The sequence below is a fragment of the Anaeromyxobacter sp. SG17 genome (genome assembly GCF_022690695.1).
Taxonomy (GTDB): Bacteria; Myxococcota; Myxococcia; order Myxococcales; family Anaeromyxobacteraceae; genus Anaeromyxobacter; species Anaeromyxobacter soli.
In genome coordinates, this window is the sequence record NZ_JALCYX010000023.1 from 1 (window position 1) to 16,513 (window position 16,513).

Here is a 16,513-nt window from a genome sequence, read left to right on the forward strand (position 1 = left end):
CGACTTCGGCGCGCTGCCGCCCGCCGCCGCGCCGCGCGCGCCCACCCTGGCGCCTGCCGCGCCGGTCCTGGCGCGCAGCGTGGCCCCTGCGGCGCCGCCGGCTCCGCCTGCCCCGGCGAGACCAGCGCCAGCCGCGGTGCCCGCCCCGGTCGCCGCCGCATCCGCCGCCCCGGCGTCCTCGAGCCGTGCCGCGGGCTCGCACCGCGTGGTCGTGCACATGCTCGAGGGCACCGTGAAGCGCGGCGTCATCGAGGACGCCGACCTCGCCGCGCCGGTGCTCGCGCTCGCCTCCGCGCCCGGCGCCGCCGCCGACGAGCTCCCGACGGAGAAGATGAAGGCCATCTTCTTCATGCTCCCGCCCGGCGAGGCGCCGCCGCCGGCGGAGGGCAAGAAGGTCCGCGTGACCTTCCGCGACGGCCGCCAGGTGGCGGGCTTCGGCCCCGACTATCGCGAGGACGGCCCCGGGTTCTTCATGCTCCCCGGCGACACGCGCACGAACACCGGCCGGATCTGGGTCTACCGGGCGGCGGTGAAGGACGTGGTGGTGAGCTGACGCGCCGCGCGGCGGGCGCCGCCGCGTGTTCCGTGTCGAGACCGCGCGATGGGGAGGGCCCCGCGCGAAGCGCGGGAGGGGCGAAGCCCCTCCGGCGGGGAACCTGCGCGCACCCGCGTCAGCGGGCGCGCAGGTTCACGGGCCCCGCCGAGCCGGGGGGGGGCCCCGGCGCCGGCGGGGAACCTGCGCGCACCCGCGTCAGCGGGCGCGCAGGTTCACGGGCCCCGCCGAGCGGGGGTGGGGCCCCGGCGGCTCCGCCGCTGGGGCGGGGGACGCAGTCCCCCGTGAGATCAGTTTATCCAGCGGGGCGGCTCGTCCTTGCCGTCTCGGCGGACCACCTTGAGGTGCTTCGCGCGGCGGCGCGCCTCGCGCTCCTCCATGCTCCGCCGGGCCTTGCGAAAGTACCGGCCGAACGAGAAGCCGCGCGACATCACCCAGCCCAGGGCGAGCGCGGAGAAGTGCACCACGAAGCGGCCCGGGCCGCCGTAGGCGATGGCGTAGAGCACGGTCCCGAACACCACGAGCGCCGCCATCATCTTGGCGCTCATGTTCACGACTCCGAACCAGGAGAGCGGGCGGTCCGGGTACATGAGCGCCCAGACGACGAGCAGCGCGTTCACCGTGGGCCAGGCGTCGATGTGGGCGATGGCGGCGGGCGGGTAGACGATCGCGACGAGCGTCGCGAGGGCGCCGGCTCCCACGGTGATCCCGAGGAAGCGCAGGAGGAAGCGCCGCTCGCCCCACGTGAACACGAGCTGCTGCCCGAGCCACCAGAGCATGAAGCCCGCGAAGAAGAGGGTGAGCGGGCTGTCCTGGACGAAGACCCACGTGAGGAGGCGCCAGACCTGGCCGCCGACGACGCTCGGCGGATCGAAGGCGAGGAGCGCCAGGAGCCGCCGGTCGAGCCAGCTCCCGATGGTGACCACCGCCATCGCCACGATGAGCAAGCCCACCGCGGCGGGGACCCGCCCGCCGAACGTGAAGACGCTGCCGAGATCGGGGGGGCGGCGGCGGGCGGTGGGCATGTGGCGTCAGGCCTTTCTTCGTTCCCGGTAGAACAGGATGATCGACAGGCAGTGGAACTCCTTGTCGGAGCTCTGCGTCACCTCGCGCTCCACCACCTCGTAATCGGGGTGCTCGGCGAGCCAGCGCGTGATGTGTTCTCCCATGTGCTCCCGATCGCGCGCGAGCGTGGTCGTGAACACCTTCACCCCGGTGAAGTCCGCCATCCCGTACCCTCCCTCGGAACGGGCTGGACCCTATCGTCCCGGGAGGGCCCGGGCAAGAACGCGACGGACGGCGTCACGGCTCGACCGGGGCGAGGACGATCGCGACGCCCTGCCCGCCGCCGATGCAGGCGGACCCGATCGCCGCCCGTCCGCCGCGCCGGCGGAGCTCGTACGCGAGGTGCATCGTGATGCGCGCGCCGCTCGCGCCGAGCGGGTGGCCGAGCGCGATCGCGCCGCCGTCCACGTTCGTGCGCTCGCGCGGGAGCCCGAGCTCCTTCTCGACCGCGAGGTACTGCGGGGCGAACGCCTCGTTCACCTCGAAGAGGTCGATGTCCGCGAGGGTGGCGCCGGCGCGCGCGAGCGCGTTCTGGATCGCCGGCACCGGGCCGATGCCCATGATGGTCGGGTCCACGCCCGCGTGGCCCCAGTTCACGATCCGCGCGAGCGGGCGGACGCCGCGCCGCTCCGCGTACGCGCGGGTGGCGACCACCAGCGCGCCCGCCCCGTCGGCGACCCCGCTCGCGGCGCCTGCGTGGATGACGCCGTCCTTCTTGAACACCTTGGGCAGCTTGCGCAGCCCCTCGACGGTGGTGTCCGGGCGCGGGTGCTCGTCGCGGTCGAACGTGACGCTGCCCTTCTTGCCCTTCACCTCGACGGGGACGAGCTCCTCGCGGAAGCGCCCCGCCTCCTGGGCCGCCGCCCAGCGCCGCTGGGAGAGCACCGACAGCTCGTCCACCGCGTCCTGGCCGATCCCGTGCTGCTCCGCGAGCTTCTCGGCGGTGAGCGCCATGGGCATGCCGGCGTAGCTGTCGGTGACGGCCGACCAGAGCATGTCCTCCATCGCGGGTGGCTTGCCGAACGGGAAGCCGAAGCGCGCGCCGCGCACGACGAGCGGCGCCTGGCTCATCGACTCGGTGCCGCCGGCGAGCACCACCTCCGCCTCGCCGAGCTCGATGAGCATGGCGGCCTGGATCACCGCCTCGAAGCCCGACCCGCACAGCCGGTTCACGGTGAGCGCGGGCACGCGCTGCGGGAGCCCGGCGCGCAGCCCCACGTGCCGGGAGAGGTAGATCGCGTCGCTGCTCGTCTGCGCCACGTTGCCCATCACCACGTGGCCGTAGTCCTCCGCCGGGACGCCCGCCTGGGCGATCGCCGCGGTCGCGGCGTGCACGGCCAGGTCGGTGGCGCTCAGATCCTTGAGCGCCCCGCCGAGCGTCCCGAAGGGGGTCCGCTTCGCGGCGAGGATGACGACGTCCTTCTGGCCTGCCCGCTTCATGCGCGAAGCCTCCTCATCTAGGGATAAGGCTCGCGGTGAGGCCTTTCACGGCGAAGGCCAGGATCGCCACCGCGAGGAGGATGTTCACGACGGGGATCGCCGCCGCGGCCCGCCCCTCCGGCGAGCGCAGGAGCCGCACGGCGCGCGGGGCGTGGCGGGCGAGCATGTAGACGGCGAACAGCGCCGCGAGGACGTGGAAGGTCACGCCGGGGATGCTACGTCCCCGCCGGGCGCGGCGCGCGGCTTTCGATGGGGGTGGGTCCGCGCGCGGGCGCGCCGGGTGAGCGCCTACGCCTTCGCGACCGACGCGGCCGGGGCGGCCTTCTTCTTGCCGAGGATGCGCGCGAGGACGATGCCGATCTCGTAGAACAGGATCATCGGCACGGCCATCATGGCGAGGTTCAGCGGGTCGCCGGTGGGCGTGATGATCGCCGCGATGAGCGTGTTCACCACGATGGCGATGCGCCGGTACTTCGCGAGCGTGTCGGCGGAGACCACCCCGATGAGCGCCAGGAACGCGATGATGACCGGCACCTCGAACACCACGCCGAAGCCGAGCAGCATCCCGAGCACGAGCCCGAGGGTGGAGCTCATGGTGAGCATCGGGACGAGGCTCGCGTCGCCGGCGATGGCGAGCATCGCGGGGAACGCCGGGGGCATGACGAGGAAGTAGCAGAACGCCGCGCCGACGTAGAAGAGCAGGGTCCCGAAGAACAGGAACGGGACGACGAGCCGCTTCTCCTTGCGGTAGAGGCCGGGGGCGATGAACTGCCAGACCTGCCAGAGCACCCACGGCGCGGCCACGAACACGCCGCCGTACACGGCCACCTTCAGGTAGACCATGAGCGGCTCGATCGAGCTCGTGTAGTGCAGCACCTGCTGCTCCTTCGGCAGGGCCGCGCGCACCGGGTTCATGAGCCAGTGGAAGATGGGCTCCACGAACCCGCCCACCGCGACCATGCCCACGAGCACGCCGAGGAGCGCGTGCATGAGCCGCTTCCGCAGGTCGCGGAGGTGCTCCATGAACGTGAGGCGGACCTCGCCCTCCGGCTCCGGCGCTCCGCCGGCGGGAGGGAGCTGCGGCGCGGTCGAGCTCATGCGGTCCTGGAGGGCGCAGGCGCCTCGGAGGCCGCGGCGGGCTCCTCCGCGGCGGGCGGGGGCGCCGCGCCGGCGGGCTCGGCGAGGGCGGCCTCGAGGCCCGGGACGTTGTCGGTCGTGGCGGGCGGCGGTGGCCCGGCGGGCGGGAGCGACGCGGCCGGGACCGGCGGGACCAGGGCGGGCTTCGCGGCCTTCCGCTCGTCCGCGTAGAGCTCGGTCTCGATCTGGTCCTTGATGTCGTCCGTGGCCTTGCGGACCTCCCGGAGCGTCTTCCCGAGGGTCTTGGCCGCCTCCGGCAGGCGGTCGGGCCCGAGGAGGAGGAGCGCCAGGATGGCGATGATCACGATCTCGCCGAAGCCGAGGCCGAACATGCGTCGCCCATATAACACGGGCGAATCCGGAAGGCTTCGCGCGGTCGTTGCGGCGCCGGCTCGCCGCGCCTAACTCTCCGGCGCATGGCCTACTGGCTCCTGAAGACCGAGCCCAGCGCGTACGCGTGGGACGACCTCGTCCGCGAGGACACCACCGCCTGGACCGGCGTCTCGAACGCGCAGGCGCAGGCCAACCTGCGCGCGATGCAGGCGGGCGACCACGCGGTCATCTACCACTCGGGCGAGAAGCGCGCCGTGGGCGTGGCGGTGGTGGTGCGCACCGCCTACCCCGACCCCGAGGGGAGCGGGACCGTCTGCGTGGACGTGCGGGCGGTGGGGCCGCTCCCCGCGCCGGTCCCGCTCGAGGCGCTGAAGCAGGAGCCCACGTTCGAGGGCTCGGCGCTCCTCCGCCAGGGCCGGCTCTCCGTCGTCCCGCTCTCGCCGGCGGAGTGGCGCGATCTCGTCGGGGTGGCGGAGATCATCGCCAAGACCGGCGGCCTCCGCGCCGACGAGCGCTTCTGACGCACGCCGCCCTGGCCGCTCGGCGGGCGCCCGCTCGCCCGCGGGCCGCTACTGCATGAAGAGGTCCTGCACCTCGACCTTCTGCTGGCCCTCCTTCACGGCGGTCGGCTCGGTGCCCTGCTTGAACGGCTCGAGCACGCCGCGCCCGTCCCCCGACGGCTTCCCGGTCTCGGGATCGATCCGCACCTCCACGATGCCGGGGGGCGCGGCGAACTCCGGCTGGGGCCGGCCCTCGAGCGCGGTGCGCATGTAGGAGAGCCAGATGGGCAGCGCCGCGTGGCCGCCGGTCTCGTACCGGCCGAGCGGCGTCACGTTCACGTCGTAGCCCAGCCACACCCCGGTCGCGAGGTCGTGGGTGAAGCCCATGAACCAGGTGTCGAACGAGTCGTTCGTCGTGCCGGTCTTGCCCGCGGCGGGCTTGCCGAGCGCCGCCGCCCGGGCGCCGGTGCCGACGGTCGCGACCTCGCGCAGCAGCCGCACGAGGATGTACGCGGTCCGCTCGTCCATCACCCGCTCGCGCGGGCGCGTCACCTCGGCGAACCCCGCCGCGAGCCGCTCGTCGAGCCCGACCCACGGGTCGCGCCAGTCGGCGCGATCCTCGAGCACGTTCCCGTCGCGGTCGAGGACGCGCTTCACGAGCGCGGCGGGGCGCTTCTCGCCGTAGCGCGCGAAGAGCGCGTACACGTTCGTGAGCTCCCACAGGTTCACGCAGGACGAGCCGAGCGCACTGCCGAGCTCGAGCTTCACCGGCGTGGTGAGCCCGAGCGCCTTCGCCCACTGCGCGAGCGCGAGGGCGCCGGCCTTCGCGGTGAGCGCCTCGGCGGTCTTCACCGCGGGGATGTTCATCGAGTTGACGAGCGCGGTGCGCAGCGTCACGTCGCCCTTGAAGTCCTGCCCGTAGTTCTGGGGCTTCCAGCTGTTCTCGTCGTCGCGGAAGACGATGGGCGCGTCGGTGAGGATCGTCGCCGGCGTGTAGTCGAGCTTCTCGATGGCGGCGGAGTAGACGAGCGGCTTGAACGCGGAGCCCGGCTGGCGGCAGGACTGGAACGCGCGGTTGAACTCGGAGGCGTCGAAGTCGTAGCCGCCCACCATCGCCACCACGTAGCCCGTCCACGGGTCCACCGAGACGAGGGCGCCCTGCAGCTTGGGCTCCTGCTCGAGCGAGAAGAGCAGCTCCGCCTCCGGCACCGCCGAGGCCTTCCCCACCGCGAGCTCCTTCTCGCGCCTCTGCAGCTGCTCCCGCGTCACGCGGCGGAGGAGCACGACGTCGCCCGCCTTCACCGCCACCGAGGGGCGGGAGATGAGCGCGTCGGGGTAGGAGACCTCCGGGTTCGGGCGGCGCGCCCAGCGCATGCCGGAGACGGGGAGCAGGCCGCGGTTCTCGCCGATCTCGACCTCGGCCGCGTCGGCGCCCACCCGCGCCACGATCCCCACGCAGTAGTCGCCGGGCTCGAGCGAGCCCTTCGGCCAGGCGCGCGCGAGCCGGCTGGCGAGCTCCCTGCGCTCGTCGCTCCCGGGGGCGACGTTGGCGACCGGCCCGTTGTAGCCCTGGCGGTGGTCGACCTCCATCAGCCCGGAGAGCATCGCCGCCTGGGCGGCGCGCTGCTTCTCGAGGTCCATCGCGAGCTCCACGCGGAGCCCGTCGTGGAGGAGCCGGTCGTTGCCGTAGCGGTCCACCACGTAGCGGCGGCCCTGCTCGACGTAGAACGGCGCCGTCTCGCGGAACACGTCGTCGACCCCGAAGACCTTCACCTCCGCCTCGGAGCCGCGCCGCCGCTCCTCCTGCGTGATGAAGCCCTCCTCCGCCATGCGGCGCAGCACGTAGCGGCGCCGCTCCTTGGCGGCCTCCGGGTGGGAGAAGGGCGAGTAGCGCGACGGCGCCTGCGGCAGCCCGGCGATGAGGGCCGCCTCCTCGAGCGTGAGCTCCTCCACGTTCTTGCGGTAGTAGTTCTCGGCCGCCGTCTGGACCCCGTAGCTGTGGTGCCCGAGGTAGACGCCGTTCAGGTACAGCCAGAGGATCTCCTCCTTCGTGAACGCGCGCTCGAGCCGCTTCGCGAGGATGAACTCGCGGATCTTGCGGGCGAGGCTCCGCTTCGTGCCCGACTCGAAGCCCTCCGCGCTGATGAGCAGCGACTTCGCGGTCTGCTGGGTGATGGTGGAGCCGCCCTGGATGCGGCGCCGCAGCACGTAGGTGTTCACCGCGGCGCGGAGCGTCCCCTTCCAGTCGATGCCGCCGTGCTCGAAGAAGTCCTGGTCCTCCGACGAGATGAACGCCTGCACGAGCTGGCGCGGGATGCGCGCGTACGGGACGACCTTGCGCCGCTCGACGAAGAACTCGCCGGCGATCTGCCCGTCGCCGCTCGTGAGCTCGGTGATGATGGGCGGCCGGTAGTCGGCGATCCTGGGCAGCTCCGGGAGGCTGCGCGAGAAGTACAGGTAGCCCGCGATCCCGGCGACCACCCCGGCGTTCACCGCCACGATGGCGAGGAAGATCGCCCAGCGGAGGAGCCGCCGGACGAGAGGCCGGGGGGGCGGGACCCCGTCGAGGACCACGCGGGAGGGGGCGTCCGTCGTGCCCCCGGTTTCGACCGTCGGATCGCGGCTGTCGCTCATCGGCTGGCGAATCTAAGCCCCGGGTCCGGGTGAGTTCAACGCTCGCCGTGTGGGCGGGCTGGCGCCCTGGCCCCCGCCCGCTCGCCCGGGCCCACCCCGGGCGCCGCGAGGTTCGCGCGCGAGAGCGCCTCCGCGAGCTCCTCCGGGAGCGGCGCCTCGAGCTCCAGCCGCCGCCCGCCCGTCGGGTGCGGGAGCTCGAGCCTCCAGGCGTGGAGGAACATGCGCCGGAGGCCCCAGCGCTGCTTCGCGGCGCGGTTCGCGGGGAAGTCTCCGTAGCGCTTGTCGCCGAGCACCGGGTGCCCGATCGCCTCGAGGTGGCGGCGGATCTGGTGCGTGCGGCCGGTCTCGATGCCGACGGCGAGGAGCGAGGCCTCCTTGCCGGAGGACAGGACCTTCCAGCGGGTGAGCGCCTCCTGCAGGTTCACGCCGCGCGCCGCCTTGGAGCGCGCGGTCTGCTCGTGCTCGGAGAGCGGCAGGTCGATGGTGCCGACCTCGCGCGGCATCTTCCCCTTCACGAGGGCGAGGTAGGTCTTCTTCACCCCTTCGCCGCTGGTGAAGATCTCGGTGAGCCCCACCATCGCCTTGCGCGTCTTCGCGACCAGCACGACGCCGGAGGTGTCGCGGTCGAGGCGGTGCGCGGGCGAGGGCTTGAACTCGGTCGGCGGCAGGTCCTCGGGCGTGCGGAGGTGCGCGCGCGCCATCTCCACGAGCGTCGCGCCGGTGATGCCGGTGCCGGGGTGGGCGGCGAGGCCGGCCGGCTTGTCCACCGCGAGGACGTCGGCGTCCTCGTGCAGCACGCCGAAGGTGACCTCGCCCCCCCGCGCCGCGCCGCGCGCCGGCTCCGGCCGCGCGAGGAGCCGCTCCTCGTCGCCGCGGATCACGACCGTGTCGCCCGCCTGCACGAGCTGCTCCGCCTTGCCCCGCGCGCCGTTCACCCGCACCTTGCGCGTGCGGAACATCTTGTAGACGTGCGAGAGCGGCACGTCGCGGAGCGCCTTGCGCACGAGCTTGTCGAGCCGCTGCCCGGCGGCGTCCTCGGAGATGGTGATCGTCAGCACCGGGATGTTCTACAGCACCCGCCCGCTCCGGACGACTCCGGCGCGCCAGCGGGGCGGGCGCCTCGCGCGCCGGCCGCCGCTCCGCGGGACCGCGCGCGGGGTCGTGCTCGGTCGCTTCAGGCCGGCGCGTCGCGCGGGCGCAGCTCGAGCGGCGTGGTCTTCACGAGCGAGACCACCAGCATCACGCCCGCCACGAAGGCGTCGTGGAACGCCACCCACGCCTGCGTGTGCGGGAACCAGATCGTCGTCACGAGCAGCCAGCCGGCGAGGGCGGTGTTGAGGAAGCGCAGGGCGGGCGCGTAGAGGGCGAGCAGCGCGGTGGTCGCGACCCAGATCCCCACGAGCCAGGTGCTGAACCCGACGCCGCCGTCGCGCGGGAGCAGGAAGGTCGAGGCGAAGAGCCAGAGCCCGAGCGCGATGTTCACCGCGCGGACGCGGACGCTCGACGCGACCGGCGTGAAGGGAGGCAGCCCGTGCATGCCACGAACCTGCGCACCATCCGTGCATGGGCAAGCGGCCCGCGCCCTCCGCGCGCCTCCCCGCTCGCCCCGCCGGCGCGCGGCGCCCCGCGACCCCGCGGTCCCGTCCGCGCGCGGAGCGGCGCGGCCACCCCCGCCCGCTCGCCGCCACGTCGGGCCGCCGCCGCCCCCAGCGGCACGTGCGCCGTGCGCGCCGGCTCCGGTATCTCCGCCCGACCGGAGGCGGGACGATGGGCTCTCCAGAGGTGAAGGGCTTCGGCCAGGGCGATCCTGCCCTCGCGGCCTGGGCCGAGGCGGTGTACGGGCCGGAGGACGAGGTGCTGCGCGAGATCCGCGCGCGCAGCCGCGCGGCGGGCCTCCCGGCGATCGAGGTCGGCCGCTTCGACGGGCTCCACCTCGAGGTGCTCGCGCGCGCCTGCGCCGCGCGGCGGATCGTGGAGATCGGCACGCTCGGCGGCTACAGCGGCGTGTGCCTCGCGCGCGCCCTGCCCGACCGCGGCGTGCTCCACACCTTCGAGCTGCGCGAGTCCCACGCCGAGCTCGCCCGCGCCGCCTTCGCGCGGGCCGGCGTCGCCGACCGCGTGCGGCTGCACGTGGGCCCCGCGCTCGAGCGGCTCCGCGACGTCGAGGCCGAGGGCCCGTTCGACCTCGTCTTCGTGGACGCCGACAAGGGCGGGTACCCGGCCTACCTCGCCTGGGCGGAGGCGAACCTGCGCGTGGGCGGGCTCCTCCTCGCCGACAACACCTTCGGCTTCGGCCACGTCCACGAGCCGGCGGCGGCCGGCGAGGACGCCGCCGCGATGCAGCCGCTCCGCGAGTTCAGCGAGCGGCTCGCGCGCGGCGGGCGCTTCCGCGCCACGATGCTGCCGACCGCGGAGGGGCTGTCGCTAGGAGTGAAGCTCCGCTGAGCTGCTGCGGCGAAGGCCGAACCGACGGGCTACAGCAGCTCGAGCTGCATGTGCTCGCGCAAAGGCTCCGCCCGGATGCCTTCCTTGCGGAGCGCGGCGGCGAGCGCGTCGGCGTGGCCGTGCACGGTGTACACGCGCGCGGCGCCGGTCGCCTTGGCGTAGCCCAGGAGCCCGGGGAAGTCGGCGTGGTCGGAGAGCGGGAACGCGGCGTCCACCCCGCGGAACCAGCGCGCGCCGTCGATGGCCCAGCCGGTGAGGATGGCGGTCCGGCGCCGGCGCACGCCGCGCATGGCCGGGCTGCGGGCGAGGTGCGGCGGCGAGACGACCACCTCCCCCGGCCCCGCGCCCTCGGGACCGAGCGGCCGGACGTTCGGGAGCGCCACGCCCTCCGCCTCGTAGACGCGGTTCACCGCGTGCACCACCGGGTGGACGCGGCAGGGGTAGCCCGCGTCGGAGAGGAACTTCAGGATCTCCTGCGCCTTGCCGAGCGCGTAGCCGAGGAGCACGGGGGTCACCCCGTCGGACAGGGCGTCGTCCACGAAGCGCCGGATCGCGGCCAGGGTGTCGGCCTTGGGCGGGAAGACGTAGCGCGGGTGGCCGAAGGTCGACTCCATCACGAGCACGTCGCAGGGCATCACGTCCGCCTGCTCCGCGGCGTGGGTGGGCTCGGTGCAGAGGTCGCCCGTGTAGCCCACGGCCACCTCGTTGCGCGTGACCCGGAGCTGCGCCGAGCCGAGCACGTGGCCCGCGCTGAAGAGCTCGAGGGTCAGCTCGCCGAGCCCGAACGGCGTGCGGTAGCCGACCGGGAGCGCCTCGGTCTTGCGGCGCTTGGGCTCCCCCAGCCGGTGCCGCATGAGCGCGATCGTGGCGGCGGTCGCGATGGTGCGGTCGTGTCGGCCGATGTGGTCGCCGTGCGCGTGCGAGACGAACGCGCACTCGACGCGTCGCTTCGCGTCGAGGTGGAGAGCGCTGTTCGTGATCCGGAGCTCACCGCGGTGGAGCTCGATCGGCGGCCGCCTCATCGGGCGCCCGTTCTACACCGTGCCCCCCACAGGCGCGAACCCCCGCCCGCGCGCCTGCCGTGGCGCGCCGGTGGAGGCTCGCGCCCGCGAGACCTCGGTCACTCGTCGTGGGCGGGAGGTGGCCGCCGCTCCGCCGGCGCCGCCTCCGTCTTCGCCTCGCGCTTCTTGCCCTGCGCCTCGCCGCCCTTCCGCTCCGCCTGGCGGTCCTGCTCCTCCAGGTCGTGGATCTTCTTCTCGAGCGAATGGAATCCGCCTCGCTTGCCTTCCGCCATCGCCCACCTCCGTTGTCGTCCAGGATCGTCACCCCGGCGGCGGAGCGCAGCGAGGGGCCGTAGGGGTAACTCGTCGGCGGCGCCCGGAGAGGGGCCTCTTCCTCATATGGGCTGTCAGTCCCCCACGGCATGATGCGCGCCGCCATGGCCCTACCTCTTCGAAAGAACTCCGAGCCCGCGCCCGCGGGCCCGGACGCGCCCCGGGAGGCGAAGATGAGACCGCAGCGCACCGTCGACGTGGGGGAGCGGCTGCCCCTCCTCCAGAGCATCCCGCTCTCGCTCCAGCACCTCTTCGCGATGTTCGGCGCGACGGTGCTCGTGCCCTACCTCGTCGGCCTCGACACCTCGGTGACCCTCTTCACCTCGGGCGTCGGCACGCTCCTCTACATCTTCATCACGAAGGGGAAGATCCCCGCCTACCTCGGCTCGTCCTTCGCCTTCATCGCCGCCTTCATCGGGATCCTGGGCGCCAAGGCGGGCGAGCTCGCCTCGCCGGAGCGGGTGTCGATCGCGATGGGCGGCTGCGTGGTGGTGGGCCTCGCCTACATCGCGGTCGCGCTCCTCATCGGCAAGTTCGGCACCGCCTGGATCGACCGGGTCCTGCCGCCGGTGGTGATCGGCTCGGTGGTGATGGTCATCGGCCTCGGCCTCGCCCGCACGGCGGTCGTGACCATGGCGATGGAGGGCGGCACCGGGACGTATCACCCGGAGTTCTTCGCGGTGGCGCTCTCGGCGCTCGCGATCGCCATCCTCGCGGCGGTCTTCCTGAAGGGCTTCCTCGGCGTCATCCCCGTCCTCATCGGCATCGTGGGCGGCTACGTCGTGGCGCTCCTCGCCGGTCAGGTGAGCTTCGCCGCGGTGAAGAGCGCGGCGCCGCTCGCCCTGCCTCCCTTCGTGCTCCCCACCTTCACCTGGGGGGCGGTGCTCACGCTCGCGCCGATCTCGCTCGTCGTCATCACCGAGCACATCGGCCACCTCATCGTCACGAACAACATCGTGGGCCGCGACTTCATGAAGGACCCCGGCCTGCACCGCTCGCTCGCGGGCGACGGCGTGGCGACCGCTTTCGCCGGCCTCGTGGGTGGCCCGCCCAACACCACCTACGGCGAGAACATCGGCGTCATGGCCATCACCCGCGTGTTCAGCGTGTGGGTCATCGGCGGCGCGGCCGTGATCGCCATCGTGATGTCCTTCTTCCCGCCGGTGGGCGCGCTCATCCGCACCATCCCCACCCAGGTGATGGGCGGCATCTGCATCCTGCTCTTCGGGATCATCGCGTCCGCCGGCATCCGCATGCTGGTCGAGGCGGGCATCGACTTCTCGCAGAAGCGGAACCTCATCATCGCCTCGGTCGTGCTCGTCATCGGGATCGGCGGCGCGAAGCTGAACATCGGCACCGTCGAGTTCAGCGAGATGCCGCTCGCCACCTACGTCGGCATCCTCCTGAACCTCGTCCTGCCGCGCGGGCTCGAGAAGGGCGCCGGCGAGGCGTCGGGCGAAGCCGCCGACGTGTAGCCGTGTAGCCCGGAGGCGCGCGCGCCTCTCCGAAAGCGCCCGGTCCGCGCTGCGCGGCCCGGGCGCTCGTGCGTCCGGGGGCGCGGCGCGGCCAGGAGCCCCCGCGGCCTTCAGCGCAGGAGCAGGTAGTAGAGCCGCCCGGGCTGCTTCATCCGGCCGGCCGCGCTCTCCGCGTAGGCGCCGCTGCCGAAGAAGAGGTCGATGCGCGCGGAGCTCCGGATGGCGCCGCCGGCGTCCTGATCGAGGAAGAACCGGCCGAACGGCTTCATCGGCCCGCCCGCCGCGTCGGTCGGCCGCTCGGCCTCGACGAAGGCCAGGGCGCCCTTCGGGAACACCTTCCCGTCGGCGGCGAGGGTGCGATCCGGCGTGACCGGCACTCCCAGCGAGCCCACGGCCTCGTCCGCGAAGCGGAAGAAGACGTAGGACGGGTTCGTGGCGAGGAGCAGGGGCTGCTCGGAGGGGTTCGCCGCGAGCCAGGCCTTGATCGTCTGCATCGAGACCTGCTCGCGCGGGATCGCGCCGCGACGGACGAGCTCCGCGCCGATCGCCTCGTAGCGGTGCCCGTTCTTGCCGGCGTACGTGACGACGCGGGTCGTCCCGTCCGGAAGGCGCAACAGGCCGCTCCCCTGGATCTCCACGAAGAACGCGTCCACCGCGGAGCTGACGAAGGCGAGCTCCGCCCGCTGGCCGGAGAGGGCGCCGTCGGCGATCTCCGCGCGCGTCGGGTAGGGCACGAGCCGGCCGTCCTTCACCCTGCCCACGAGGTCGGCGGAGAGCGCGGGGAAGTCGCGCGCGCGCACCTGCACGAGGTCGTCCGGCGCGCGGTGCAGGGGGACCTGGAAGCGCCCGCCGCGATCGAGCGCGCCGTCGAGCTCGGGCAGGTAGTAGCCCGTGAAGAGCACCGTCCCCCGCCCGTCGCCGACCGAGCGGAAGACGCGGAACTCGCGGACGAGCGCCTCGCGCAGCGCCGCCGGCGGGGGACGCGCGGCCACGAGCTCCCGGAAGCGGCGCAGCGAGGCGGCGACGCGCGCGAGCGGGACGCGCTCCTTGCCGAAGGCGAGCGTCCGGCCGGGGTCCGCCCGCGAGAGGCGCGCGAAGTGCTGGAGCGACCGCTCGAGGGCGAGATCGAGGCCCGCGTAGTCGAGGTCGTCGGCGAAGGCGGGGAACGCCTCCGGCTTCAACTCCTCGAGCGCGCCCTCGGCGCTCGAGGCTGGCTGGGGGGGAGGCGGGAGGGTGCGGCAGGCGGCGAGCGCGAGCGAGCTGACGAGGGCAAGGCGGAGGGCGCGGCGCATCGCGCACGATAACCCGGGCTCTGCCGGCGCCATTCCGCCCGCTCGGTCGCCCGGTCGGGGGACGGCCGGGCGCCCGGCGGATCAGGAGGCGGCGCGCGCCGGCTCGCGCGCGGCGGCGCGCGCGGGCTGCAGCACGGCGTCGAGCCGCGCCCCGACCTGCGTCCACTGGAACCGCTTCAGCACCCGGGCGCGGCCGGCGGCCCCCAGCTCCCGCCCCCGGGCCGGATCCCCGAGGAGCGCGAGCAGCGCCTCGGCGAGCGCAGACGGATCGCCGGGCGGGACGAGGAGGCCGGTCTTCCCCTCCTCGATGATCTCAGGGACCGCCTCCACCGCGGTCCCCACACAAGGGACGCCGCACGCCATCGCGTCGAGGAAGGCGATGCCGAACGGCTCGACGAGCGTGGGGAGGGCGAACACCGTCGCCCGCGAGAAGAGCTCCTCGAGCCCGTCGTAGGGCACCGGGCCGAGCTGCTCCGCCCCGTCGGGCAGCGCGAGCGGCTCCGGCGGGCCGGCGATGAGGAGCCGGGCGGCGGGCCGACGGCGCCGGACGCGCTCGAACGCGTCGAGCAGGATCGTGCCGCCCTTGCGGGCGAACTCGCGGCCGACGAAGAGGATCGTCTCGCCGTCGTCCGCGCGAGCGGGGCGCTCCGGCACCACGTTCGCGCCGGCCCCGACGACGACGATCCGCTCGCGCGCGAGGCCGTAGTCGCGGACGAGCGAGCGGGCGACGTTCTCCGAGAACGTCGCGATGGCGGCCGCCCCCCGGTAGCAGGCCCGCTCGCGCTCGAACCAGGCGCGCCCGTAGCGCGGCGGGGCGGCGAGGCCGGCCCGGCGAAACGCGGGGGCCGCCTCGGCGAGCGCCCGGGTGTGGTCGAGGAGCAGGACGTAGGGGAGGCGCGCGGGGAGCCCCGGCGAGAACAGCGCCCCGTTCTGGAGCACCACGTCGGGAGCAGGATCGAGCGCCGCGAGGGCCACGCCGAGGTGGCGCGAGTGGACGTCGAAGGCGTAGGGGGTGTTCCAGCGGTAGGTGAGCGCCTGGCTGCGGAAGCGCGCCGTCGCGAGCGCGAGGTGCACCGCCACGTCGCGCGTGAAGCGCGGCAGGCGCGTCGCCGGATCGCGCAGGTCGAGCGGCCCGCGCGCCGAGACCGGGGTGATCCGGTGCCCGAGGGCCCGCAGCGCGTGGGCGACGTGCAGGGTGACGCCGCTCTGTTCCCCGTAGTTGGTGTAGGCGATCGAGAGAGACGGGTCGGGTCGATCCATGCGCGTGTCGGTCCTCGCGGTCACCCGGGAAGATGTAGACCGCGCGGGAGCGGGGGAAGCCCTGCCGCGGGCCCCCGCTCGGACGGGTGGAGGGACGCCGCACCCGTGCGCGAGGCCCCGCGGGACCGCGCCCTTCAGCCGCCGCGCGCCTGCGCGGCGACCGCCGCGCCCCCGGCGCCGCGCCGCCCCTCGAGGAGGCCGCCCACCTCGCCGGCGATCACCCCGAGCACGATGAGCGCGCCGCCGCTCCAGTCGGTCACCCGGAGCGGCTCGCCGCCGTAGAAGTGGCTGAAGAGCGCCGCCGCCACCGGCTCGAGGGAGAAGATGAGCGCGGCGCGCACGGCGGTGGTGTGGCGCTGCCCCCAGTTCTGCACGAAGAACGCGAGGGCCGTCATGAGCACGCCCGTGAACACCACCGTCCCCGCGAAGACCGCCGCGCCCTCGGGCCGGTAGTAGCGCGCCTCGAACGGCAGCATCGCGGCGGCGCCGAGGAACGTGACGGCGATCTGAACGAGCGTGAGCGGCACCACCGGATGCCGCGGCGACCACTCGGACGTGTAGACGATCTGCAGCGCGAACGCGACCGCGCAGGCCGCGGTGAGGAGGTCGCCGAGCCGCACCCCCGCGTCCACGGGCTCGCCGAACGGGTGGGTGAGCAACCCGAGCCCGGCCACCGCGAGCGCAACCCCCGCCCAGCTCGCGAGCTTCACCCGCCGGCCGAGCAGGAAGCGGGCGACGAACGGGACGATGAGCACCGCGAGCCCGGTGAGGAACCCGGAGCGCGAGGGCGTCGTGTGATTGAGCCCGACCGTCTGGAGGACGAACCCGGCCAGCATGAAGACGCCGAGGAGCCCGCCGTGGCGGAGGAGCCCCGCGCCCACCCGGTCGCGCCGGACGAGCGCGACGGCGGCGAGGAGGGCGGCGGCGACCCCGAACCGCGCCGCGAGGAACACGCCCGGCGAGGCGACCGAGAGCACGCCCTTCACGAAGTGGAAGGTCGTGCCCCAGAACAGCGTGAGGATGAGCAGGGCGAGATCGGCCACGC

Annotated in this window: 17 protein-coding genes and 1 pseudogene; 4 read left to right on the forward strand and 14 right to left on the reverse strand. The window is 74.0% G+C overall.

Going from position 1 to position 16,513, the window contains the following annotated elements:
- A pseudogene (locus MNY60_RS10940) lies at positions 1-553 on the forward strand (chemotaxis protein CheA); the annotation flags it as partial.
- 290 nt (positions 554-843) lie between these two features.
- On the opposite strand, the gene MNY60_RS10945 reads toward MNY60_RS10940, so the two are convergent.
- The 6 genes from MNY60_RS10945 to tatB form a co-directional block, all read right to left on the reverse strand.
- Positions 844-1,578 (reverse strand): rhomboid family intramembrane serine protease, encoded by a 735-nt coding sequence (locus tag MNY60_RS10945; RefSeq protein WP_242333924.1) that lies wholly within the window; start codon positions 1,576-1,578, stop codon positions 844-846.
- A gap of 6 nt (positions 1,579-1,584) precedes the next feature.
- Positions 1,585-1,782 carry a hypothetical protein gene (locus MNY60_RS10950; protein ID WP_242333926.1) on the reverse strand — a complete coding sequence of 66 codons (198 nt, stop codon included), beginning with the start codon at positions 1,780-1,782 and terminating at the stop codon, positions 1,585-1,587.
- A gap of 73 nt (positions 1,783-1,855) precedes the next feature.
- Entirely contained in the window at positions 1,856-3,058 is a 1,203-nt protein-coding gene (locus MNY60_RS10955) for an acetyl-CoA C-acetyltransferase (RefSeq protein WP_242355255.1), read from the reverse strand.
- Between the two features lie 13 nt (positions 3,059-3,071).
- The gene (locus MNY60_RS10960; protein ID WP_242333932.1) at positions 3,072-3,263 is read right to left on the reverse strand and encodes a hypothetical protein; all 192 of its coding nucleotides are present in this window, start codon (positions 3,261-3,263) and stop codon (positions 3,072-3,074) included.
- Positions 3,264-3,346: 83 nt separating this feature from the next.
- Positions 3,347-4,156, reverse strand: coding sequence for a twin-arginine translocase subunit TatC (gene tatC / locus MNY60_RS10965; protein ID WP_242333934.1), 810 nt, complete (start codon positions 4,154-4,156; stop codon positions 3,347-3,349).
- Positions 4,153-4,527 (reverse strand): Sec-independent protein translocase protein TatB, encoded by a 375-nt coding sequence (gene tatB, locus MNY60_RS10970; RefSeq protein WP_242333937.1) that lies wholly within the window; start codon positions 4,525-4,527, stop codon positions 4,153-4,155. The genes tatC and tatB overlap by 4 nt, the downstream gene beginning before the upstream one ends.
- An 84-nt stretch (positions 4,528-4,611) precedes the next feature.
- On the opposite strand from tatB, the gene MNY60_RS10975 reads away from it, so the two are divergent.
- Positions 4,612-5,049, forward strand: coding sequence for an EVE domain-containing protein (locus MNY60_RS10975; RefSeq protein WP_242333940.1), 438 nt, complete (start codon positions 4,612-4,614; stop codon positions 5,047-5,049).
- A gap of 48 nt (positions 5,050-5,097) precedes the next feature.
- Here MNY60_RS10975 and MNY60_RS10980 read toward each other — a convergent pair whose 3' ends face one another.
- The 3 genes from MNY60_RS10980 to MNY60_RS10990 form a co-directional block, all read right to left on the reverse strand.
- Positions 5,098-7,662 (reverse strand): penicillin-binding protein 1A, encoded by a 2,565-nt coding sequence (locus MNY60_RS10980; protein WP_242333944.1) that lies wholly within the window; start codon positions 7,660-7,662, stop codon positions 5,098-5,100.
- A 35-nt stretch (positions 7,663-7,697) separates the two neighbouring features.
- The gene (locus MNY60_RS10985) at positions 7,698-8,720 is read right to left on the reverse strand and encodes an RluA family pseudouridine synthase (protein ID WP_242333946.1); all 1,023 of its coding nucleotides are present in this window, start codon (positions 8,718-8,720) and stop codon (positions 7,698-7,700) included.
- Positions 8,721-8,836: 116 nt separating this feature from the next.
- The gene (locus MNY60_RS10990) at positions 8,837-9,199 is read right to left on the reverse strand and encodes a hypothetical protein (RefSeq protein WP_242333949.1); all 363 of its coding nucleotides are present in this window, start codon (positions 9,197-9,199) and stop codon (positions 8,837-8,839) included.
- 230 nt (positions 9,200-9,429) lie between these two features.
- Here MNY60_RS10990 and MNY60_RS10995 point away from each other — a divergent pair, with 230 nt between their 5' ends.
- Positions 9,430-10,107 carry an O-methyltransferase gene (locus MNY60_RS10995; protein WP_242333952.1) on the forward strand — a complete coding sequence of 226 codons (678 nt, stop codon included), beginning with the start codon at positions 9,430-9,432 and terminating at the stop codon, positions 10,105-10,107.
- A gap of 29 nt (positions 10,108-10,136) precedes the next feature.
- Here MNY60_RS10995 and MNY60_RS11000 read toward each other — a convergent pair whose 3' ends face one another.
- Together MNY60_RS11000 and MNY60_RS11005 are read right to left on the reverse strand one after the other, a co-directional pair.
- Positions 10,137-11,129 carry an MBL fold metallo-hydrolase gene (locus MNY60_RS11000; RefSeq protein ID WP_242333955.1) on the reverse strand — a complete coding sequence of 331 codons (993 nt, stop codon included), beginning with the start codon at positions 11,127-11,129 and terminating at the stop codon, positions 10,137-10,139.
- A 98-nt stretch (positions 11,130-11,227) separates the two neighbouring features.
- Positions 11,228-11,401 carry a hypothetical protein gene (locus MNY60_RS11005; RefSeq protein ID WP_242333958.1) on the reverse strand — a complete coding sequence of 58 codons (174 nt, stop codon included), beginning with the start codon at positions 11,399-11,401 and terminating at the stop codon, positions 11,228-11,230.
- Positions 11,402-11,614: 213 nt separating this feature from the next.
- On the opposite strand from MNY60_RS11005, the gene uraA reads away from it, so the two are divergent.
- The gene (uraA, locus tag MNY60_RS11010; RefSeq protein WP_242333960.1) at positions 11,615-12,916 is read left to right on the forward strand and encodes a uracil permease; all 1,302 of its coding nucleotides are present in this window, start codon (positions 11,615-11,617) and stop codon (positions 12,914-12,916) included.
- A 110-nt stretch (positions 12,917-13,026) separates the two neighbouring features.
- Here uraA and MNY60_RS11015 read toward each other — a convergent pair whose 3' ends face one another.
- The 3 genes from MNY60_RS11015 to MNY60_RS11025 form a co-directional block, all read right to left on the reverse strand.
- Positions 13,027-14,208 carry a murein transglycosylase A gene (locus tag MNY60_RS11015; RefSeq protein WP_242333963.1) on the reverse strand — a complete coding sequence of 394 codons (1,182 nt, stop codon included), beginning with the start codon at positions 14,206-14,208 and terminating at the stop codon, positions 13,027-13,029.
- Between the two features lie 81 nt (positions 14,209-14,289).
- Complete coding sequence (locus MNY60_RS11020; RefSeq protein ID WP_242333966.1) at positions 14,290-15,468, reverse strand: glycosyltransferase family 4 protein; 1,179 nt, start codon at positions 15,466-15,468, stop codon at positions 14,290-14,292.
- Positions 15,469-15,602: 134 nt separating this feature from the next.
- Positions 15,603-16,511 (reverse strand): DMT family transporter, encoded by a 909-nt coding sequence (locus MNY60_RS11025; protein WP_242333968.1) that lies wholly within the window; start codon positions 16,509-16,511, stop codon positions 15,603-15,605.
- Between the last annotated feature and the right edge of the window lie 2 nt (positions 16,512-16,513).